Below are 18,646 nucleotides of genomic sequence, written 5' to 3' on the forward strand. Positions count from 1 at the left end.
GGATGACGAACAAGCCCAGGGTTCTGGTCACCCGGCGCTGGCCTGCCGCCGTCGAGGCGCAGATGGCCGCGCAGTTCGACGTCGATCTCAACCGGGCGGACAGGCCGCTGACCGAGGCCGAGCTGCGCGACGCCATGACCCGCTACGACGCCATCCTCCCCACCGTCACCGACAGGCTTCCGGCGACCGTTTTCGACCCCAGCCCCCGAACGAAGATCCTTGCCAACTACGGCGTCGGCTTTTCCCACATCGACACCCAGGCCGCGAAGGCGCGCGGCATCACCGTCACCAACACCCCCGACGTGCTGTCGGAATGCACCGCCGACATCGCGATGACGCTGCTTCTGATGGTGGCCCGCCGGGCAGGGGAGGGGGAGCGCGAGTTGCGCGAAGGCCGCTGGACCGGCTGGCGCCCGACGCATCTGATCGGCACCAAGGTTTCGGGGGCCACCCTCGGCATCATCGGCTTCGGCCGCATCGGCCAGGCCATGGCCCAACGCGCGCATTTCGGCTTCGGCATGAAGATCCTCGTCCAGAACCGCTCGCCTGTCCCGACCGAAGTCCTGGACCGCTACAACGCCACCCAGGTCCCCACGATCGAGGACCTGCTGCCGCAATGCGATTTCGTCTCGCTGCACTGCCCCGGCGGGGCCGCCAACCGCCACCTCATCAACGCCCGCCGGCTGGACCTGATGAAGCCCACGGCCTTCCTGATCAACACCGCGCGCGGAGAGGTGATCGACGAACACGCGCTGGCACAATCGCTGTGGTTCGGCACCATCGCGGGTGCGGGTCTCGACGTGTTCGAACGCGAGCCTTCGGTCCCCGACGCGCTGCTGAACACCGACAACCTTGTCCTTCTTCCCCACCTCGGCTCTGCCACCCGCGAAACGCGCGAGGCGATGGGCTTTCGCGTCCTGGAAAACCTGACCGCCTTCTTCGACGGCCGCGAACCGCAGGACCGGGTGGCGTAAGGCTGGTAGGCCCGGAGGGACTCGAACCCCCAACCAAGGCGTTATGAGCGCCCTGCTCTGACCGATTGAGCTACAGGCCCGTAGCCTGGTCCTGCCTAGCAGAACCGGGCGAAGCGTCAAGTCGGCCCCGCGTTGCACGCCTGCCGGCAATCGTCTATGCGGGCGGCAAGTCGATTCCGCGAAAAGGGGCAGGCAGATGACCAAGGGCCACAACGGGCTGACCTATGCCGATGCGGGCGTGGACATCGACGCCGGGAACGCTCTGGTGGATCGCATCAAGCCCGCCGCGAAATCCACCAGCCGGTCGGGGGTGATGGGCGGCCTCGGCGGCTTCGGCGCGCTGTTCGACCTCAAGGCGGCAGGCTACCAGGACCCGATCCTTGTGGCGGCGACCGATGGAGTCGGCACCAAGCTGCGCATCGCCATCGACACCGGTCACGTCGACACGATCGGCATCGATCTTGTCGCGATGTGTGTCAACGATCTGGTCTGCCAGGGGGCGGAACCCCTGTTCTTCCTTGACTATTTCGCCACCGGCAAGCTGGAGGTCGAGGAGGCCGCCCGCATCATCGCCGGCATCGCCAGGGGCTGTGCCGACAGCGGTTGCGCCCTGATCGGTGGGGAAACCGCAGAGATGCCGGGCATGTATCACAAGGGCGACTTCGACCTTGCGGGCTTCGCGGTCGGCGCGATGGAGCGCGGGCAGGACCTGCCGCGCGACATTCAGAAGGGCGACATCCTCCTCGGCCTCGCCTCCTCGGGCGTCCATTCCAACGGCTACAGCTTCGTGCGCAAGGTGGTGGAACTTTCCGGCCTCGGCTGGGACGCCAAGTCCCCCTTCAGCGACGGCACGCTCGGCGAGGCGCTTCTCACTCCGACCCGCCTCTATGTCAAACAGGCGCTCGCCGCCGTCCGCGCCGGTGGGGTCCACGGCCTTGCCCACATCACCGGCGGGGGCCTGACCGAGAACCCGCCCCGCGTCCTGCCCGAAGGCCTCGCCTGCGAAATCGACCTTGGCGCTTGGCAACTCCCGCCGGTCTTCCGCTGGCTCGCCACCACCGCGAACATGGCGGAACCCGAGCTTCTCAAGACCTTCAACTGCGGGATCGGCATGATCCTCGTCGTCGCCGAGGACCGGGCGGATGCCCTGACCGACCTTCTCGGCACGATGGGCGAGACCGTCACTGACATGGGCCGGATCGTCGAAGGGCAGGGGGTCATCTACAGGGGCAAGCTTCTGTGAAGCGCGTCGCCATCCTGATTTCCGGGGGTGGCTCCAACATGCTGGCGCTGGTCCGCGACATGGGGCAGGGCGGCCATGCCGAACCCGTCCTTGTCGCGTCGAACGACCCTGCCGCCGGGGGGCTTGCGAAGGCCGCGGCGCTTGGCATCCCCACCGCCGCCGCCGACCATCGCGCCTTCCCCAGCCGCGAGGCCTTCGAGGCTGCGCTTTCCGAACGGATCGAGGCCGTGCGGCCCGACATCCTCTGCCTCGCGGGCTTCATGCGCATCCTGACCCCCGGCTTCGTTCGCCGCTACGACGGCAGGATGCTTAACATCCATCCCTCGCTTTTGCCGAAATACCCGGGGCTCCACACCCACGCCCGCGCGCTTGCTGCGGGCGACACGGAAGCCGGCTGCACCGTCCACGAAGTCACCGCCGACCTCGACGCAGGCCCCATCCTCGGCCAGGCGCGCGTGCCGATCCTGCCCGGAGACACTCAGGAAACCCTCGCCGCCCGCGTCCTGACGCAGGAACATCGGCTCTACCCCGCTGTCCTGCGCCGCTTTGCCGCCGGGGACCGCACCCCTGTCCTCTTACCCTGACGGCCCGTCCGGCCGCGTCAGCACGAAGGCCGCGCCGATCCCGATCAGCACCGACTGCACGACCAGTGCGCTCCAGGGCAGGCCGGCCAGCAGCGACAGACCCCAGACCGCCGCCATGCTGCCCGCCGCCAGCCGCTTGGCGCGGCGCGAGATCGCGCCGTGCTCTTCCCAGTTGCGGATCGGCGGGCCGAAGGTCCGGTGGTTCAGAAGCCAGTGATGCAGCCGGGGCGAGGATTTGGCAAAGCACCCCGCCGCCAGCAGCAGGAAGGGCGTGGTCGGCAGGACGGGCAGCACCACGCCCAGAAGCCCCAGGCCCAGGAACAGAAACCCCGCCGCCAGCCAAAGCGTGCGCATCACCCACCCCGCGTTTCGTTCGCCACTTGCGCACGGCCAGGCGCCAGGCTCAACCCCGCCCCTTTCCTTTTCCCGCCCGACGCCCTAGAACAGCCCGGCATTGGCGGGATGACCCCGCGACGAAAGGACGGCCCATGCGCACGATCGCCACGACCGAAGACCTCGCCGCCTATTGCGCACTTGCCAAGTCCCAGCCCTATGTCACCCTCGACACCGAATTCCTGCGCGAACGCACCTACTGGTCCAAGCTCTGCCTGATCCAGATGGCGCTGCCCGGGGCAGGGGAGGCGGTCCTGATCGACCCGATCGCGGGGCCGGAGATGTCGCTGGAACCCCTCTACGACCTCTTCCGCCACGAGACGACCGTCAAGGTCTTCCACGCCGCGCGGCAGGACCTGGAGATCTTCTTCGTCGAAGGCGGCGTCTTTCCGAAACCCCTCTTCGACACGCAGATCGCCGCCATGGTCTGCGGCTTTGGTGAACAGGTCGGCTACGAGACACTGGTCAAGAAGATCGCCAAGGCCGACCTCGACAAGACCTCTCGCTTCACCGACTGGTCGCGCCGCCCGCTGTCGGACGCGCAAAAGGAATACGCGCTGGCCGATGTGACGCATCTGCGGGTGATCTACGAGTGGCTTGCCGCGCAGCTGAAGAAGAACGGCCGCGCCGAATGGGTGGCCGAGGAACTGGCGATCCTCACCGATCCCGCGACCTATACCATACACCCCGACGACGCCTGGCAGCGGATCAAGACCCGCACCACCTCTGGCCGTTTCCTCGCCGTGGTCAAGGCGCTCGCCCGCTTCCGCGAGGCCTATGCGCAAGGCCAGAACGTGCCGCGCAGCCGGGTGATGAAGGACGACGCGCTTCTCGAACTCGCCTCCACCCGCCCCACCACGGCCGAGGAACTGGGCCGCTCCCGTCTCCTGATGCGCGAAGGCCGCAAGCCCGAGATCGCCGAAGGCATCCTTGCCGCAGTGAAGGAAGGGCTGGAGATGAAGCCCGAGGACATGCCCCGGGTCGAGGCCTCGCGCGAACAGATGCAGGTGAACCCGGCGCTGGCCGACCTTCTTCGCGTGCTGCTGAAGGCCAAGTCGGAAAGCCTGGGCGTCGCGCCCCGCCTGATCGCCTCATCGGCCGACCTCGATCTGATCGCCGCCGGCGAGCGCAATGTCCCGGCGCTTTCCGGCTGGCGGCGCGAAGCCTTCGGCGATGACGCCCTGCGCCTCTGCAAGGGCGAGATCGCCCTGTCGGCCAAGGGCAACGAGGTGCGCGTCGTCCGGCTCTGACCTCCCGGAAACCGGACTTCGACCGAAGTCCGGACCGGAGCCTTTCAGGCTCCGCACCGATTTCCGCATGGAAATCGGCTATCGGCGCGAGGCGCGGGCGTTCGTGGCCCCCTGCACCACGATCTCGCGCACGTTCTCCAGCTTGAAGTTGGAAATGTAGATCGCCACATCCACCTGCCGCGACTGCGGCGTCCCGGCCGCGGTCTTCTCGATCGGCGGAAAGACCCGGAACTCGTAGACCAGCGTCCCGCCCTCGGTTACCGGCTGCGGCACCAGCTCCGCGTTCCAATAGCCTTGCACCGGCATCTGGCCCCGCGCCCGCACGATGGCCCCGCCCGGCATCGGCTCCACCGCCATCGACAGCACCACCTCGGCCAAGAGCCGCCCATCCGCCTTCGCCTCGGGCAGCACGATCGTCTCGCGCGGTTCGGACTTGCGGAACCAGTTGAACGGGTTCAACCGGCTCTGCCGCAGGCCACCACAGCCGGCGACGGCAAGCGCAAGGCCAAGGACGACGTAACGGCGTGACAGGGACATGGGGCAAGCTTCCTGATGCGTTGCCCCTTGGGTAGCCGATGGCACCGCGTTTGAAAAGCGCATCTTGGACTGGACTGTCCCGGCCCCGCGCCTTACCTCACCCACACCAGACGGAGCAGACCATGGCCAGCCCAGCCTTCGAAGAAATTGCCGAGACATTCGACTTCCTCGACGACTGGGAGGACCGCTACCGCCATGTCATCGAACTGGGCAAGGCCATGCCGCCCCTGGACGACAGCTTCAAGGTCCCGGCGCTGAAGGTGCAGGGCTGCGCCAGCCAGGTCTGGCTGCGCCCGATGGTCGAGGATGGCAAATTCGACTTTCAAGGCGATTCCGATGCCATGATCGTCCGCGGCCTGATCGCCATCCTGCACGCGCTCTATTCCGGCGTCCCCGTGGCCGAGGTCGGCAAGATCGACGCCACCGCGGAACTGGGTCGCCTTGGCCTGAACGAACATCTCTCCAGCCAGCGTTCGAACGGCCTGCGCGCCATGGTCCAGCGGATCCGCGACGAGGCCGCTAGCCGCGCGTGACCGTCACCCGGTCGGGATAGAACGCCAGGTGCCCCGCGATCTCGGCCACGTCGGGTTTCGGCGTCTCGTAGCTCCAGACCGCATTGGCCAGCATCCCGGCATCGCCCTTGATCGAGTAATAGCTCGCCTTGCCCTTCCACGGGCAGGACGTCGCATGATCCGTCCGCATCAGCCGGGTCATGTCGATATCCTCGCGCGGAACATAGATCACCGGGGGATAGGATCCTTCGCGCAGCTCCAGCGCCCGCGCGCTGGTGCCCAGCAAAGTGGTGCCCGCCCGCACCGTGACCGGCCCCTCAACCCTGGCAATGCGGATGTGATCGGCCATTCCTGCCTCCTCAGATCGGGGCGCAAGCCTGCGTCAGCCAGTCAAGGGTAGCACCGGAAACCCGATTGCCAAGTTTTTCCAGCACCTCTGCGTGATAGGCGTCCAGCCAGCGGCGTTCCCCCTTAGACAGCTCCTCGCGCAGGATCAGGCGGCGGTCGAAGGGCACGAAGGTCAGCGTCTCGAAGGCCAGCTGCGCCCGGTTGTCGCCCAGAGGAGGCGCCGCCTGCACCACGATCAGGTTCTCCAGCCGGATGCCGAAGGCGCCCTCGCGGTAATAGCCCGGCTCGTTCGACAGGATCATGCCCGGCTCCAGCGGCACCTCCGAGACGCGGGAAATCCGCTGCGGCCCCTCATGCACCGACAGGAAGGCCCCCACGCCATGCCCCGTGCCGTGGTCGTAATCCTGCCCCGCGACCCACAGGTTGAACCGTGCGAGCGCGTCGATATCCCGCCCCGCCAGCCCCTTCGGGAACCGCACCCGGCTGATCGCGATCAGACCTTGCAGGACCCGCGTATAGCACTCCCGCGCCTCCTGCCCCGGATCGCCGATGGCCACCGTCCGGGTGATGTCGGTCGTCCCGTCCGCATACTGCGCCCCCGAATCGACCAGCAGCAATTCGTTCTGCGCCACCGGCCGATTGGTCTCCTCGGTCACGCGGTAATGCATGATGGCCCCGTTCGGCCCTGCCCCGCAGATCGTGTCGAAACTGATGTCATGCAGCGCGTTCGTCGCCCGCCGGAACCCTTCCAGCGCCTGCACCACGGAAATCTCGGTCAGCCCCCCGGACGGCGAGGCCTCGTCCAGCCAGCGCAGGAACTCCACCATCGCCGCCCCGTCGCGCAGATGGGCTTCCCGCGTGGCCGCGATCTCGGCGGCGTTCTTGCAGGCCTTGGGCAGGCGGCAGGGATCATCGCCCCAGGCGACCTCCACCCCCGCCCCCTTCAGGATCTCCGACACCGCCAGCGGCGCCGTGGTCTTGTCCACCCGCACCGGCCCGGCAAGGCCCTTCAGCGCCTCGGCAAATCCTTCGACCGGATGCACCGCGACCTCCGGCCCAAGATGCGCCCGCACCGCCTCGTCCAGCTTGGCCGGCGCCACGAACAGATCGACCCGCGCGTCGTCGTGCAGAACGGCAAGCCCATGCAGCACCGGGTTCTTCGGCACATCCGCGCCCCGGATGTTCAACAGCCAGCACAGCGAATCCGGCAGCGTGATGACCGCCGCCCTTTGCCCGGCCTTTCGCAACGCCTCCGCCAGCCGCGCGCGCTTGTCGGCATGGCTTTCGCCCGCAAGCGCGACAGGATGCACGAAAGCCTTGCCCGCAGGCGCCGCGGGCTGATCCGGCCAGATCGTATCAACAGGATTTTCGCTGACAGAAGAAACGGTTACGCCAGTGCCTTCAAGCGATCTCTGAAGTCTCTCCACCTCATCCGCCGTATGCAGCCAGGGGTCGAATCCCACCACTCCTGCCGTCAGCCTTTCCTTGACCCAGTCGCCCGGCTTCACCTCCGGCCAGGGCACCGGCGTGAAGACCGACAGGTCCACCTGAGCCTTCACCTGCGTCCGATAGCGCCCGTCGATGAACACCCCCGCCGCATCCGGCAGCACGATGCAGAACCCCGCCGAGCCGGTGAACCCGGTCAGCCATTGCAACCGCTCGTCCCGCGGGGCGACATATTCGCCCTGGTGCACGTCCGCCCGCGGCACGATGAAGCCCTGTAGCCCCATCGCCGCCAGCTTCGCGCGCAGCGCAAGCAGCCGGGGCGGGCCCTGATCGGGCGAGGCGTGACTGTCGAAGCTCTGGAACATGCCGCGGCCTTTCATCTGTCCACAAATATCCTCGGGGGTGAGCCCCGGACCCTGTCCGGGGCGAGGGGGCAGAAGGCCCCCTTACCCTGCCCGCCGCATCCCCAGCGCCCGGGCGCGTTTCTTCGGGTCCACCTCGAACAGCGCGGCCAGCTGTTCCGTCATCGCGCCCGCCAATTGCTCCACATCGGTGATCGTCACCGCCCGCTGGTAGTACCGCGTCACGTCATGCCCGATCCCGATGGCGATCAGCTCCACCGCGCGGCGCCGTTCCACCATGGCGATCACGTCGCGCAGGTGTTTCTCCAGATAATTCGCGGGGTTGACGGACAAGGTTGAATCGTCCACCGGCGCCCCGTCGGAAATCACCATCATGATCTTCCGCTGCTCGGGCCGCGCCATCACCCGCCGATGCGCCCATTCCAGCGCCTCGCCGTCGATGTTCTCCTTCAGAAGGCCCTCCTTCATCATCAGCCCAAGGTTCGGCCGAACCCGCCGCCAGGGCGCATCCGCCGACTTGTAGATGATGTGCCGCAGGTCGTTCAGCCGCCCCGGCATCTGCGGCCGCCCCTGCGCCAGCCAGCGCTCGCGGCTCTGTCCGCCCTTCCAGGCCCGCGTCGTGAACCCAAGGATCTCCACCTTCACGTTGCACCGCTCCAGCGTCCGCGCCAGCACATCCGCACAGATCGCCGCGATCGAGATCGGCCGCCCCCGCATCGACCCCGAATTGTCCAGCAGCAGCGTCACAACCGTATCGCGGAACTCGGTGTCCTTCTCCCACTTGAAACTCAGCGGAGTCGTCGGGTTCGCCACCACCCGCGCCAGACGGCCGGCGTCAAGGATGCCCTCCTCCTTGTCGAACTCCCAACTGCGGTTCTGCTGCGCCTGAAGTCGCCGCTGCAACTTGTTCGCCAACCTGCTGACCGCCCCCTTCAACGGCTCCAGCTGCTGGTCCAGATAGGCGCGCAGCCGCTCCAGCTCCGCCGGTTCGGCCAATTCCTCGGCCTTGATTTCCTCATCGAAATCCGTCGTATAGACGACATAATTCGGGTCCGCGTCCGAATGCGGCGCGGGCGGAGGCGGCTCCAGCGGCGCCTCGCCTTCGGGCAGCTCCGCCTCGTCGCCCTGCTCCATGTCGGCGCTGTCCTCCATCGTGACCTGCGCCTGGGACTGGTCCTGCTGCTCCTCCTGGCTCCGCTCGGGCGAGGCCTCGGACTCGTCGCTCTCGTCCTGTTCCTCCCCCGCCGAATCGGGCGCGTCCTGATCCTCCTCGGCCTGATCGTCGCCCGCATCCTCGGGTGCATCCGGGTCGTCGCCCAGCTGGTCGCCATAGCCGAGGTCCGCGATCACCTTCCGCGCCAGCCGCGCGAAGGCCGCCTGATCGCCCAGCACATCGTCCAGCCCGGTCAGCGTCTCGCCCGCCTGCTCCTCGACGAAGCCGCGCCAGAGGTCCGCCGCATGTTCCGCTGACTTCGGCAGCGCGCGCCCCGTCGCCCTCTGCCGCACCAGATAGCCCGCCGCCACCGGCAGCGGCACCTCCGAGGCGGTCGTCACCTGGCCATAGCCCTTGCGGTCCGCCTCATGCGCGATCTTCGCGTCGATGTTCCCGGCCGTCCCCGGCATGTCGCGCGCGCCTACCGCCTCGCAGCGCGCGTTCTCCATCGCCTCGAAGATGTCGCGCGCCAAGGGCCCGGTCGGCGCATAGCGCGCCGCCACCGCAGCGTCGTGATACTTCCGCCGCAGCGCAAAGGCATCCGCCGTGCCGCGCGCCAGCAGCACCTCGTCCCGTGTCATCCGGCGGCTGACCTGCGGCAGGCGCACGCCCTCCTTGTTCATCCCCGCCGGATCGACGGAATAGGTGACCGTCATCTCCGGGTCATCCGCCATGGTGCGGGTGGCCTCGGCCAGGGCCTTCTTGAACGGATCGGCGGGGTTGTCGGTGGGCTTGGTCATGCCCCAGATAAAGCACTCCGCGCCCCCGGCGGCAAGCGTCGCCGTGCGTCGGCGCACAGACGCGGCGCGGGATTGGAGAGTTGGCACCACCCCCCGCAACCCCAGATAAAACACACCGAATTCAAACCCATCCGGAAGGAACCTCTCCCATGGCCAACAAGCCCAGGATCGCGCTCATCATCGGCTCGACCCGCCAGCACCGCTTTGCCGACATCCCGGCCGCATGGATGAAGGCCCAGGCCGATGCCCGCGGCGACATGGATGTGGAAATCGTCGACCTGCGCGATTTCAACCTGCCGATGTTCGATGAACCGGCGTCGGACGCCTACATGCCGTCGTCGAACCCCGCCGCCGTGGCATGGCAGAAGAAGATCGCCGGGTATGACGGCTACATCTTCGTCGTCGCCGAATACAACCACTCGATCACCGGCCCGCTGAAGAACGCGCTTGACCAGGCCTATACCGCCTGGGCCCGCAAGCCGATGGCCGCGATTGCCTACGGTTCGATGGGCGGCGCCCGTGCGCTGGAGCATCTGCGCCTGATCGCCGTCGAACTCCAGATGGTCCCGACCCGCAATGCCGTCCACATCGGTGGCGCCGACTTCTGGAAGGTGCATCCCGGCATGGGCGGCTCGGGCAACCTGGCCGACATCGAAGGGGCGCTGCTGCCGTCGGCCAAGGCCACGCTGGATGACCTCGCCTGGTGGGCGAAGGCGACGATGGCCGCCCGCGCGGCCTGAGGCTGCGTCAGGATTGACCGATCGGGTCGGCGCAGCCTTGCAGAAGCTGCGCCGATCTAGTTTCTGCCCCGTGATCCCTTGCGAAATACGCCCGGTCCGGCAGCGCCTTCCGCGCCACCTTCGCCTCGATCCGCCAGGTCAGCGCCCTTGCGGCCTCACCCGACCGCGCAACAGGGGACGGGCCGCCTCGGGCTCCGTCGCAGCCCAAGGCAGGAAGACGGCAAGAAACTCTCCGATCCGCGCGCCATTTCGGCAGAAGGCCCGCGGAATCGCGCATTTCAGGGCGGAGGGGAAAGCCTGCCGGGTGGCCCCCTCAAAGCATCCGGCACCAATCCGGGCGTCTTCCCCCCGAATAGGGCACCGCATAGCCGCTCGCGATCATCTGGCGCGCGACGTCCTGTCCGGCGACCTCAAGCCGGACCAACTCGCGCCCGTAACGGTCATGCCCCTCGAACCGGGCCGCCGTGATCGGGCCGGACCGCAGCACCTGCCGCAGGATCGCCGTCGCCTGCTGGCCCGCCGCCAGTTCCTGGCCGCATCTTGGAGTGTAGACCTCGGGGGTGTCAAAGCCCAGAAGCCGAGCCTTGACCTCGCCGGTGCCCGGGCAGGCCATATGGATCGTGTCGCCATCGGCGATATAGGTGACGCGACAGCCGGTATCGACGGCGCCAGATGGGGCCCGCGGGGTCGGAGCAGAGGTCGCCACGCAGCCCGCAAGTCCGACTGCCAGGATTGCGAGAAAGGCTTGGGCGAACCAAGCCCGCCGCATCATTTCATCGCCATGCTCGCCGCCGACTCCGGCAGCTCTTCCGCAAAGCAGCGCTGGTAGAACTCGGCCACGGTCTGCCGCTCCAGCTCGTCGCACTTGTTCAGGAAGGTCAGCCGGAAGGCATAGCCCACATTGCGGAAGATTTCCGCATTCTGCGCCCAGTTCAGCACGGTGCGTGGCGACATCACGGTGGACAGGTCGCCATTCATGAAGGCCGTCCGCGTCAGATCGGCAACCGTCACCATCTGCGAAATCACCTTGCGGCCCTTCTCGGTGTTGTAATGCGGGTTCTTCGCCAGCACGATCGCCGTCTCGGCGTCATGGCTCAGATAGTTCAGCGTCGCCACCAGCGACCAGCGGTCCATCTGTGCCTGGTTGATCTGCTGGACCCCGTGATAGAGGCCGGTCGTATCGCCCAGACCCACCGTGTTCGACGTGGCGAACAGCCGGAACCAGGGGTTCGGCGTGATGATCTCGTTCTGGTCCAGCAGCGTCAGCTTGCCGTCATGCTCCAGCACCCGCTGGATCACGAACATCACATCCGCCCGACCCGCATCATATTCGTCGAAGACGATGGCGACGGGGTTGCGCAGCGCCCAGGGCAGGATGCCCTCGTGGAACTCCGTCACCTGCTTGCCGTCGCGCAGCTTGATCGCGTCCTTGCCGATCAGGTCGATCCGGCTGATGTGGCTGTCCAGGTTCACCCGCACGCAAGGCCAGTTCAGCCGCGCCGCCACCTGCTCGATATGGGTCGATTTCCCGGTGCCGTGATAGCCCTGGATCATCACCCGGCGATTGTAGGCAAAGCCCGCCAGAATCGCGAGCGTCGTGTCCGGGTCGAACTTGTAGGTCGGGTCGATCTCGGGCACCCGATCGGTGCGGTCGGCGAAGCCCTTCACACGCATGTCGGTGTCGATCCCGAACACCTCGCGGACCGAGATCTCCTCGGTCGGTTTCATCACCTGATCCAGCATCGCCATCGCTCACCTTAAGCCGCGGGCCGCCCCATTGCGCCGCACCGGCCATCCTTGGAACATATTCCCTGGGGGTTCAAGGGGAAGGGCGGGACGCGACGGCGCCACGCCGCTTTTCGCCGCCGTCAGTCGCGGAAATAGCGGCTGTCCTTCAGCTGGTCCCAGGCCCAGACCACCTCCTGCAACTGCTCTTCATGGCTGCGGTCCCCGCCGTTCATGTCTGGATGCAGGACCTTGATCAACCCCTTGTATACCTTTCGGATTTCCGCCTTCGACATGGTGTCGCGCGCGTCCAGGATCTCGATCGCCTTGCGCTCGGTCGGCGGCAGCCTGCGCGTCGCGGCCGAGGTGGTCCGTCCGGGATTCTGCGTCGCCTTCTCCCCCAGAATCGCCATTGGGTCGTTCACCCCCAGCCGCGCCCAGGCGTTGCCGTCGCCCTGCCGGCTGAAGGGCTTTGTCTCCCTCTCCCAGACCCGGCTGCGGTCCAGGAACTTCTGGAACTCCTCGTCCGTGGTGCCCTGGAAGAAGTTCCATTTCAGATTGTATTCCCGGATATGGTCCTTGCAGAACCAGAAATACTCATCCAGCAGCTCAGGCGATTTCGGGGCGCGATAGACGCCCTTCTCCTTGCAGCCCGGATAATCGCAGGGCCGGTCCACCGTGTCGAAGGCGCCCGACATGCCGCGCCTGCCGGCCGTCTTGCGCTTCTTGGCCGCCGCGGCGCTGATGTTGAACTCGAAGGGCGGGCGACTGGACATGCGTTTGGGGCCTTTCCGACTCGGGGCCACGAGTTTAGGGCTTTTTCGGCAAGTTGGAAGGGCAGGGGACGCTGACATGGCCGTGAAGGACGAGATCGAGGACCGCCTGACCGCCGCATTCCACCCTTCGCTGCTGAAGGTGGTGAACGAAAGCCACAGGCACGCGGGCCACGCGGGCGATGACGGTACGGGCGAAAGCCATTTCCACATCACCATCCGGGCCGAGGCCTTCCGCGACATGCCCCGCCTCGCCCGCCACCGCGCGGTGCAGAAGGCGCTGGGCGATCTGAACAACCGCATCCACGCCATCGCGCTCGACATCGGCTAGCACGGGGCCGCCCTTGCCTTGCGGTCCCCGTCTGACCCAGATATGTTATAGTATAACATATCAAGGAGCCAGCGATGCCCGACCCCCGCCTCCCCGACACCCGCCTTCCCGTCACCGTCCTTTCCGGCTTTCTCGGCGCCGGCAAGACCACGCTTCTGAACCATGTCCTGAACAACCGCAACGGCCGCCGCGTCGCCGTCATCGTCAACGACATGTCCGAGGTGAACATCGACGCCGACCTGATCCGCGACGGGACCGATCTCAAGCGGACCGAAGAGAAGCTCGTCGAGATGACGAACGGCTGCATCTGCTGCACCCTGCGCGACGACCTCCTGACCGAGGTGCGTCGCCTCGCCGCAGAGGGCCGCTTCGACTATCTCCTGATCGAATCCACCGGCATCGCCGAACCCCTGCCGGTGGCCGCGACCTTCGACTTCCGCGATGCGGCGGGCAACAGCCTGTCGGATGTCGCTCGGCTTGACACGATGGTCACGGTCGTCGATGCGATCAACCTGCTCAGCGACTTCTCCAGCCACGATTTCCTGGCCGACCGCGGCGAATCCCTGGGCGAGGGCGACAGCCGCACGCTGGTCAACCTGCTGACCGACCAGATCGAATTCGCCGATGTGGTGATCCTGAACAAGGTCACGGACGCCGGCCCCGCCCGGACAGAGGCCGCCCGCAAGATCATCAGGTCGCTGAACCCCGACGCCCGCCTGATCGAGACGGATCACTCCCGTGTCGATCCCTCGGCGATCTTCGACACGGGACTCTTCGACTTCGATCGCGCGCATGAACATCCGCTCTGGGCCAAGGAGCTTTACGGCTTCGCCCAGCACACCCCCGAGACCGAGGAATACGGCATCACCTCCTTCGTCTACCGCGCCCGCGCGCCCTTCCATCCGGGCCGGATCCACGCGGTCCTGAACGGCGATCTGCCCGGCGTGATCCGTGCCAAGGGCCATTTCTGGCTGGCGACCCGGCCCGACTGGGTGGCCGAATTCAGCCTCGCGGGCGCCGTCTCCTCGGTGACACCGCTTGGCGGCTGGTGGGCCAGCGTGCCCCGCGACCGCTGGCCGACCCACCCCGACGCCCTGGCCGAGGTGGCGTCGAAATGGCAGGAGCCGTGGGGCGACCGGCGCCAGGAACTGGTCTTCATCGGCAGCGGGATGGACGAGGCGGCATTGCGCGCCCGCCTCGACGCCGCCCTCGTCCCGGCCCGCGCCTTCACGCCCGAGGCCTGGACCGGCTTTTCCGATCCGTTCCCCCTCTGGCGGCGTCAGGCGGCATGACCCGGAACCTCCGCTCGCCCCGTGCCCGCTGGCGCCAGACCGATCCCATGGCCGCCTATGACCGGCTTCCCCGCGATCTCAGGCTCTGGCTGGCCGGGGCCGCACTCCCCTGGAGCGCGGCCTCGGTCCTTCGTCTCTGGCAACGTGCCCTGCGCGAAACCGGCTGCCCCGAAGCCGCCAGGGCCCGCCTGACCCGGGCCGAGGCGCAGACTCTCGCCCGCGAGGCGGCAAATGTCTGGGGCACCGCCTATCCGGGTGGACCCATCCGACCCGCCCCGACTCCCGCCCCGACACCTGGCCGCACGCCCTGACTTGCCCATGTGGCAAATACTCTCCGGGGGTCCGGGGGTGGAAACCCCCGGCGCCCGAGCCGGTTGGCGCTCTGCGCCAGAGGCGAGACAGAAGGCTTGCGCCGTCAGGCGCTCAATCCGATCGACGCCCCGACCCGGCAGCGAGGGCGACGGTCCATGACCGCCGAGGCCCCGGGGCCTGCCGACCGCGCCGCGCGTGGACCCTCACCCCGCCTTGACCCGCAGCCGCCAGGCGTGGAGCAGGGGTTCGGTATAGCCCGAAGGCTGCTCCCGCCCCTTGAAGATCAGATCGCAGGCCGCCTGGAACGCTGCCCCCTGAAAGGCCGGGGCCATCGGCCGGTAGGCCGGAGCGCCCGCATTCTGCCGGTCCACCACCGCGGCCATCTTCCGCATCGCCGCCATCACCTCGTCCCGGCTCACCACCCCGTGATGCAGCCAGTTCGCGATGTGCTGGGCCGAGATCCGGCAGGTCGCCCGGTCCTCCATCAGCCCCACATCGTAGATGTCCGGCACCTTGGAACAGCCCACCCTCTGGTCGATCCACCGGACCACATAGCCCAGGATGCCCTGCGCATTGTTCTCGACCTCGCGCATCACCTGCTCCCGGCTCCAGGCCCGGAAGCTTGCCAGCGGGATGTCCAGGATCCCGTCCACATGCGCCCGCCGCCCGCCCCTGGCCAGCCGCGCCTGCACCGCGAAGACGTCGACCTTGTGGTAGTGCAGCGCATGCAGCGTGGCGGCGGTGGGCGAGGGCACCCAGGCCGTATTCGCCCCGGCGCGGGGATGGGCGATCTTCTCGTCCAGCATCGCCGCCATCTGGTCCGGCATCGCCCACATCCCCTTGCCGATCTGCGCGCGTCCTGACAACCCGCATTCCAGCCCGATATCGACGTTCAGGTTCTCATAGGCCGTGATCCAGGACTTCCGCTTGATGAAGTCCTTCCGGCTGAACGGCCCGGCTTCCATCGAGGTGTGAATCTCGTCCCCGGTCCGATCCAGGAATCCGGTATTGATGAATGCCACCCGCCCCTTCGCCGCCCGGATGCACTCCTTCAGGTTCACCGAGGTCCGCCGCTCCTCGTCCATGATCCCCAGCTTCGCGGTGTTGCGGGGAAGGCCCAGCACATCCTCCACCCGCGCCATCACGGCGTCCGCAAAGGCCACTTCCTCCGGCCCGTGCATCTTGGGCTTGACCACATAGACCGACCGCATCACCGAGTTCCGCATCCCCTCGGTCTTCCTCAGGTCATGCAGCGCGATGGCCACCGTCACCATCGCGTCCATCAGCCCCTCGGGCACTTCCGACCCATCCGGCAACAGGATCGCGGGGTTGGTCATCAGATGGCCCACGTTCCGCACCCACATCAGCGCGCGGCCCTTCAGGGTAAAGGGGCGACCCTCTGGGTCCAGATACTCCCGATCCGGGTTGAGCCGCCGTTCGACCGTCCGGCCTCCCTTCTGGAACACCTCGGACAGGTTGCCCTTCATCAGCCCCAGCCAGTTGCGGTAGGCGCCGACCTTGTCCTCGGCATCCACGCAGGCGACCGAATCCTCGCAGTCCATGATCGCCGTCAGCGCGCTTTCCAGCTGCACATCCGCCAGCAGCGCCTGATCGCGCGAGCCGATGAAATGCGCCCGGTCGAACACCAGTTCGACATGCAACCCGTTGTTGCGCAGCAGCACGGCATCCGGGGCCTTGGGATTGCCCCGGTAGCCTACGAACTTCTCGGGCTGCACCAGCGGCAGGTCATCGACCAGAAGCTGGCCGTCCTTCACGTGATAGCGCCGCACATCGGCGTGGCTCGTCCCGGCAATCGGAAACGCCTCGTCCAGGAACACCCGCGCCCGGGCGATCACCCGGGCCCCCCGGCCCCGTTCATAGCCGCCCAAAGGGGGCAGGGACCCCATGGCGTCCGTCCCGTAAAGGCAGTCATACAGGCTGCCCCAGCGCGCATTGGCCGCGTTCAGCGCGTAGCGCGCGTTGGTGATCGGCACCACCAGCTGAGGTCCCGGAACCCTGGCGATCTCGGGATCGACATTCGTGGTCTCGATGGTGAAGGCAGGACCTTCGGGCAGCAGATACCCGATCTCGGCCAGGAAGGCCTTGTAGGCCGCGTGGTCGTGCGGCTGTCCGCGCCGGGCGATGTGCCAGGCGTCGATCTGCGCCTGCAACGCATCCCGCCTGGCCAGCAGCGCCCGGTTCTGCGGCGCGAAGTCGGCCAGCAGCCCGGCGAAGCCCGACCAGAAGGCCCCGGCCTCGATCCCGGTGCCGGGCAGCGCCTCGTCCTCAAGAAAGCGGGCCAGAACCGCATCCACCTTCAGCCCCGCACGATCCAGACGTTCGGTCATCCTGTCCCTCCGCAAGCGCACGGCCGCTTTGTATGCCTTGGCACACAATAGGCGAGGGCGGAGGCGCGGGCAAAGGAAAGCGGGCGCGGAATTTCAAGCAAAGCCGAAAATCACCTGTCGGGATTAGCGGAAGATCAAAAACTTCGCCAATCAGCTAACTTTTGCTTTCCAAACTCGGTCAGGCGTATATGGTTAGCGATATGGCTAAGCATGAATCCCATCTCGACCTACTGTTCCACGCGCTGTCCGATCCGACCCGGCGCATGATGCTGAACCGGCTGGCCAAGGGGCCTGCGCCGGTGACGGAACTGGCCGGTCTGTCGGGGTTCAGGCTGCCGACGATCCTGCGCCACCTTTCCGTGCTGGAGGAGGCGGGGCTGGTGTCAACCCGGAAGAACGGCCGCGTCCGGTCCTGCGCCTTCCAGCCCAAGGCGCTGGAGCCGATGACCGATTGGCTGGTCGAACAGCGTCGGGTCTGGGAGGCCCGTCTGGAGCGCCTGGACGACTCTGTGATGAACCTGATGAAGGACCGCGAGAAATGACCGCCGAAACCCTGCCCGACTTCGACCCCGAACTGGACCTTGTCCTGACCCGAGAGGTCAACGCCCCGCGCGAAATCCTCTACATGTGCTGGACCACGCCCGAACACCTTGTGCACTGGTTCGTCCCGAAACCGCACAAGGTGACCGCCTGCGATCTGGACGTCCGCGTCGGCGGCCGCTGCAACACGACCTTCCTGGTGGACGGCAACGAGATGCAAAACCACGGTGTCTATCTGGAAGTCGTTCCGAATGAAAAGCTGGTGTTCACCGATGCCTATACCGAAGGCTGGAAGCCGACGCCCGAACCCTTCATGACCGCGATCCTGACCTTCGAGGATATCGGCAACGGGCGGACGAAATACACCGCCATCGCGCGCCATCGCAATGCCGACACGGCCAGGGCGCACAAGGACATGGGCTTTTATGACGGTTGGGGTACGGTGGTCACTCAGCCTGAGGAATACGCTCATGGCCTGAAGGGATGACCGGCTCTCCCCTCGCAACGCTGAGTTGCGAGCGTCAGGTCGCGGTCCCCGTCGGCACGCTCTGTCAGGCCGGGATCGCCCGTGCCGCCCTCGGCCTTTACGCCGCGCAGGGAAGGGCCGGATTGCGGGCGCTGCCAGCCGAAGCCGGTGGCATGCGGGGTCTGGCAAAAGCGGTTGGGGCGGTGACCGGGCCGAAGCGGAGGGGTTCGAACAGGATGTCGCAGCGGGGATCGCGGGGCATCGGGCGGCCTTGATGACGGGACCGTCGGCAGGACGGGCCGGAAAGCAGCGTCAAGCCGCACGGTTGCCGGGGCGGCATCCGGTCGGGATCAGGGTTTGGCCCTGGCGGCACCGCCGCGCGCGCTGCGGCAGCGGTCGGAACAGTGGCGCACCTCGTCCCACACCTTCGCCCACTTCTTCCGCCATGCGAAGGGCCGACCGCAGGTGGCGCAGGTCTTCTGCGGCAGGTCGGCCTTCTTCCGCATCCGCGCCATGG

At 67.2% G+C, this 18,646-nt stretch carries 21 protein-coding genes and 1 tRNA gene; 11 read left to right on the forward strand and 11 right to left on the reverse strand.

Annotation, left to right across the window (positions count from 1 at the left end; all coding sequences use genetic code 11):
- Nucleotides 1–2 precede the first annotated feature (2 nt).
- Nucleotides 3–974 (forward strand): 2-hydroxyacid dehydrogenase, encoded by a 972-nt coding sequence (locus G8O29_RS15790; protein ID WP_166404193.1) that lies wholly within the window; start codon nt 3–5, stop codon nt 972–974.
- 3 nt (nt 975–977) lie between these two features.
- Here the strand turns inward: G8O29_RS15790 and G8O29_RS15795 are convergent.
- A tRNA-Ile gene (locus G8O29_RS15795) sits at nt 978–1,054 on the reverse strand.
- Nucleotides 1,055–1,170: 116 nt separating this feature from the next.
- Here G8O29_RS15795 and purM point away from each other — a divergent pair.
- Complete coding sequence (gene purM / locus G8O29_RS15800; protein ID WP_166404194.1) at nt 1,171–2,217, forward strand: phosphoribosylformylglycinamidine cyclo-ligase; 1,047 nt, start codon at nt 1,171–1,173, stop codon at nt 2,215–2,217.
- Nucleotides 2,214–2,801 carry a phosphoribosylglycinamide formyltransferase gene (purN, locus tag G8O29_RS15805; RefSeq protein ID WP_166404195.1) on the forward strand — a complete coding sequence of 196 codons (588 nt, stop codon included), beginning with the start codon at nt 2,214–2,216 and terminating at the stop codon, nt 2,799–2,801. The genes purM and purN overlap by 4 nt, the downstream gene beginning before the upstream one ends.
- Here the strand turns inward: purN and G8O29_RS15810 are convergent.
- Nucleotides 2,793–3,155, reverse strand: coding sequence for a YbaN family protein (locus G8O29_RS15810; protein ID WP_166404196.1), 363 nt, complete (start codon nt 3,153–3,155; stop codon nt 2,793–2,795). The two genes, purN and G8O29_RS15810, sit on opposite strands and share 9 nt — an antisense overlap.
- Before the next feature lie 134 nt (nt 3,156–3,289).
- Here G8O29_RS15810 and rnd point away from each other — a divergent pair, with 134 nt between their 5' ends.
- Entirely contained in the window at nt 3,290–4,444 is a 1,155-nt protein-coding gene (rnd, locus tag G8O29_RS15815; protein WP_166404197.1) for a ribonuclease D, read from the forward strand.
- 78 nt (nt 4,445–4,522) lie between these two features.
- Here rnd and G8O29_RS15820 read toward each other — a convergent pair whose 3' ends face one another.
- Nucleotides 4,523–4,981, reverse strand: a complete 459-nt coding sequence (locus tag G8O29_RS15820) for a hypothetical protein (RefSeq protein WP_242679140.1) — start codon at nt 4,979–4,981, stop codon at nt 4,523–4,525.
- Between the two features lie 122 nt (nt 4,982–5,103).
- Between G8O29_RS15820 and G8O29_RS15825 the strand changes: the two genes are divergently transcribed.
- Complete coding sequence (locus G8O29_RS15825; RefSeq protein ID WP_166404198.1) at nt 5,104–5,514, forward strand: SufE family protein; 411 nt, start codon at nt 5,104–5,106, stop codon at nt 5,512–5,514.
- Here G8O29_RS15825 and G8O29_RS15830 read toward each other — a convergent pair.
- From G8O29_RS15830 to cobT, 3 genes are all read right to left on the reverse strand, one after another.
- On the reverse strand, nt 5,501–5,842 hold the full coding sequence (locus G8O29_RS15830; protein WP_166404199.1) for a DUF427 domain-containing protein: 342 nt from the start codon (nt 5,840–5,842) through the stop codon (nt 5,501–5,503). The two genes, G8O29_RS15825 and G8O29_RS15830, sit on opposite strands and share 14 nt — an antisense overlap.
- Nucleotides 5,843–5,852: 10 nt before the next feature.
- Nucleotides 5,853–7,652: an aminopeptidase P family protein gene (locus tag G8O29_RS15835; protein WP_166404234.1), complete on the reverse strand. Its 1,800-nt coding sequence runs from the start codon at nt 7,650–7,652 to the stop codon at nt 5,853–5,855.
- 81 nt (nt 7,653–7,733) lie between these two features.
- Nucleotides 7,734–9,602 carry a cobaltochelatase subunit CobT gene (cobT, locus tag G8O29_RS15840; protein ID WP_166404200.1) on the reverse strand — a complete coding sequence of 623 codons (1,869 nt, stop codon included), beginning with the start codon at nt 9,600–9,602 and terminating at the stop codon, nt 7,734–7,736.
- Between the two features lie 149 nt (nt 9,603–9,751).
- Here cobT and G8O29_RS15845 point away from each other — a divergent pair, with 149 nt between their 5' ends.
- Complete coding sequence (locus tag G8O29_RS15845; RefSeq protein ID WP_166404201.1) at nt 9,752–10,342, forward strand: NADPH-dependent FMN reductase; 591 nt, start codon at nt 9,752–9,754, stop codon at nt 10,340–10,342.
- A 313-nt stretch (nt 10,343–10,655) separates the two neighbouring features.
- Here G8O29_RS15845 and G8O29_RS15850 read toward each other — a convergent pair whose 3' ends face one another.
- From G8O29_RS15850 to G8O29_RS15860, 3 genes are all read right to left on the reverse strand, one after another.
- Nucleotides 10,656–11,048 carry a thermonuclease family protein gene (locus G8O29_RS15850; RefSeq protein ID WP_166404202.1) on the reverse strand — a complete coding sequence of 131 codons (393 nt, stop codon included), beginning with the start codon at nt 11,046–11,048 and terminating at the stop codon, nt 10,656–10,658.
- A 62-nt stretch (nt 11,049–11,110) separates the two neighbouring features.
- Entirely contained in the window at nt 11,111–12,085 is a 975-nt protein-coding gene (gene cobS / locus G8O29_RS15855; protein WP_207623907.1) for a cobaltochelatase subunit CobS, read from the reverse strand.
- Nucleotides 12,086–12,210: 125 nt separating this feature from the next.
- The gene (locus G8O29_RS15860) at nt 12,211–12,843 is read right to left on the reverse strand and encodes a J domain-containing protein (RefSeq protein ID WP_166404204.1); all 633 of its coding nucleotides are present in this window, start codon (nt 12,841–12,843) and stop codon (nt 12,211–12,213) included.
- 76 nt (nt 12,844–12,919) lie between these two features.
- On the opposite strand from G8O29_RS15860, the gene G8O29_RS15865 reads away from it, so the two are divergent.
- From G8O29_RS15865 to G8O29_RS15875, 3 genes are all read left to right on the forward strand, one after another.
- Complete coding sequence (locus tag G8O29_RS15865) at nt 12,920–13,171, forward strand: BolA family protein (protein ID WP_166404205.1); 252 nt, start codon at nt 12,920–12,922, stop codon at nt 13,169–13,171.
- A gap of 74 nt (nt 13,172–13,245) precedes the next feature.
- A complete protein-coding gene (locus G8O29_RS15870; protein WP_166404206.1) occupies nt 13,246–14,463 on the forward strand; it encodes a GTP-binding protein in 1,218 nt (405 codons plus the stop codon).
- Nucleotides 14,460–14,774, forward strand: coding sequence for a DUF6525 family protein (locus tag G8O29_RS15875; RefSeq protein WP_166404207.1), 315 nt, complete (start codon nt 14,460–14,462; stop codon nt 14,772–14,774). The genes G8O29_RS15870 and G8O29_RS15875 overlap by 4 nt, the downstream gene beginning before the upstream one ends.
- 204 nt (nt 14,775–14,978) lie before the next feature.
- On the opposite strand, the gene G8O29_RS15880 is transcribed toward G8O29_RS15875, so the two are convergent.
- Nucleotides 14,979–17,123: a malate synthase G gene (locus G8O29_RS15880; protein ID WP_166404208.1), complete on the reverse strand. Its 2,145-nt coding sequence runs from the start codon at nt 17,121–17,123 to the stop codon at nt 14,979–14,981.
- Nucleotides 17,124–17,323: 200 nt separating this feature from the next.
- On the opposite strand from G8O29_RS15880, the gene G8O29_RS15885 reads away from it, so the two are divergent.
- Both G8O29_RS15885 and G8O29_RS15890 read left to right on the forward strand, forming a co-directional pair.
- Nucleotides 17,324–17,665 (forward strand): ArsR/SmtB family transcription factor, encoded by a 342-nt coding sequence (locus tag G8O29_RS15885; RefSeq protein ID WP_166404209.1) that lies wholly within the window; start codon nt 17,324–17,326, stop codon nt 17,663–17,665.
- Nucleotides 17,662–18,150, forward strand: coding sequence for an SRPBCC family protein (locus G8O29_RS15890; RefSeq protein ID WP_166404210.1), 489 nt, complete (start codon nt 17,662–17,664; stop codon nt 18,148–18,150). Before G8O29_RS15885 ends, G8O29_RS15890 begins: the two co-directional genes overlap by 4 nt.
- Before the next feature lie 329 nt (nt 18,151–18,479).
- On the opposite strand, the gene G8O29_RS15895 is transcribed toward G8O29_RS15890, so the two are convergent.
- Nucleotides 18,480–18,644, reverse strand: coding sequence for a DUF2256 domain-containing protein (locus tag G8O29_RS15895; protein WP_166404211.1), 165 nt, complete (start codon nt 18,642–18,644; stop codon nt 18,480–18,482).
- Nucleotides 18,645–18,646 lie beyond the last annotated feature (2 nt).

Source organism: Rhodobacter calidifons, assembly GCF_011174775.1.
GTDB lineage: Bacteria > Pseudomonadota > Alphaproteobacteria > Rhodobacterales > Rhodobacteraceae > Tabrizicola > Tabrizicola calidifons.

Coding starts and splice junctions, on each gene's coding strand:
- G8O29_RS15825 (WP_166404198.1), top strand. CDS start 5,104: ATGGCCAGCCCAGCCTTCGAAGAAATTGCCGAGACATTCGACTTCCTC.
- G8O29_RS15790 (WP_166404193.1), top strand. CDS start 3: ATGACGAACAAGCCCAGGGTTCTGGTCACCCGGCGCTGGCCTGCCGCC.
- G8O29_RS15845 (WP_166404201.1), top strand. CDS start 9,752: ATGGCCAACAAGCCCAGGATCGCGCTCATCATCGGCTCGACCCGCCAG.
- G8O29_RS15880 (WP_166404208.1), bottom strand. CDS start 17,123: ATGACCGAACGTCTGGATCGTGCGGGGCTGAAGGTGGATGCGGTTCTG.
- rnd (WP_166404197.1), top strand. CDS start 3,290: ATGCGCACGATCGCCACGACCGAAGACCTCGCCGCCTATTGCGCACTT.
- G8O29_RS15835 (WP_166404234.1), bottom strand. CDS start 7,652: ATGTTCCAGAGCTTCGACAGTCACGCCTCGCCCGATCAGGGCCCGCCC.
- G8O29_RS15885 (WP_166404209.1), top strand. CDS start 17,324: ATGGCTAAGCATGAATCCCATCTCGACCTACTGTTCCACGCGCTGTCC.
- G8O29_RS15860 (WP_166404204.1), bottom strand. CDS start 12,843: ATGTCCAGTCGCCCGCCCTTCGAGTTCAACATCAGCGCCGCGGCGGCC.
- cobT (WP_166404200.1), bottom strand. CDS start 9,602: ATGACCAAGCCCACCGACAACCCCGCCGATCCGTTCAAGAAGGCCCTG.
- G8O29_RS15875 (WP_166404207.1), top strand. CDS start 14,460: ATGACCCGGAACCTCCGCTCGCCCCGTGCCCGCTGGCGCCAGACCGAT.
- G8O29_RS15870 (WP_166404206.1), top strand. CDS start 13,246: ATGCCCGACCCCCGCCTCCCCGACACCCGCCTTCCCGTCACCGTCCTT.
- G8O29_RS15810 (WP_166404196.1), bottom strand. CDS start 3,155: ATGCGCACGCTTTGGCTGGCGGCGGGGTTTCTGTTCCTGGGCCTGGGG.
- cobS (WP_207623907.1), bottom strand. CDS start 12,085: ATGCTGGATCAGGTGATGAAACCGACCGAGGAGATCTCGGTCCGCGAG.
- G8O29_RS15830 (WP_166404199.1), bottom strand. CDS start 5,842: ATGGCCGATCACATCCGCATTGCCAGGGTTGAGGGGCCGGTCACGGTG.
- G8O29_RS15895 (WP_166404211.1), bottom strand. CDS start 18,644: ATGGCGCGGATGCGGAAGAAGGCCGACCTGCCGCAGAAGACCTGCGCC.
- G8O29_RS15820 (WP_242679140.1), bottom strand. CDS start 4,981: ATGTCCCTGTCACGCCGTTACGTCGTCCTTGGCCTTGCGCTTGCCGTC.
- G8O29_RS15865 (WP_166404205.1), top strand. CDS start 12,920: ATGGCCGTGAAGGACGAGATCGAGGACCGCCTGACCGCCGCATTCCAC.
- purM (WP_166404194.1), top strand. CDS start 1,171: ATGACCAAGGGCCACAACGGGCTGACCTATGCCGATGCGGGCGTGGAC.
- G8O29_RS15890 (WP_166404210.1), top strand. CDS start 17,662: ATGACCGCCGAAACCCTGCCCGACTTCGACCCCGAACTGGACCTTGTC.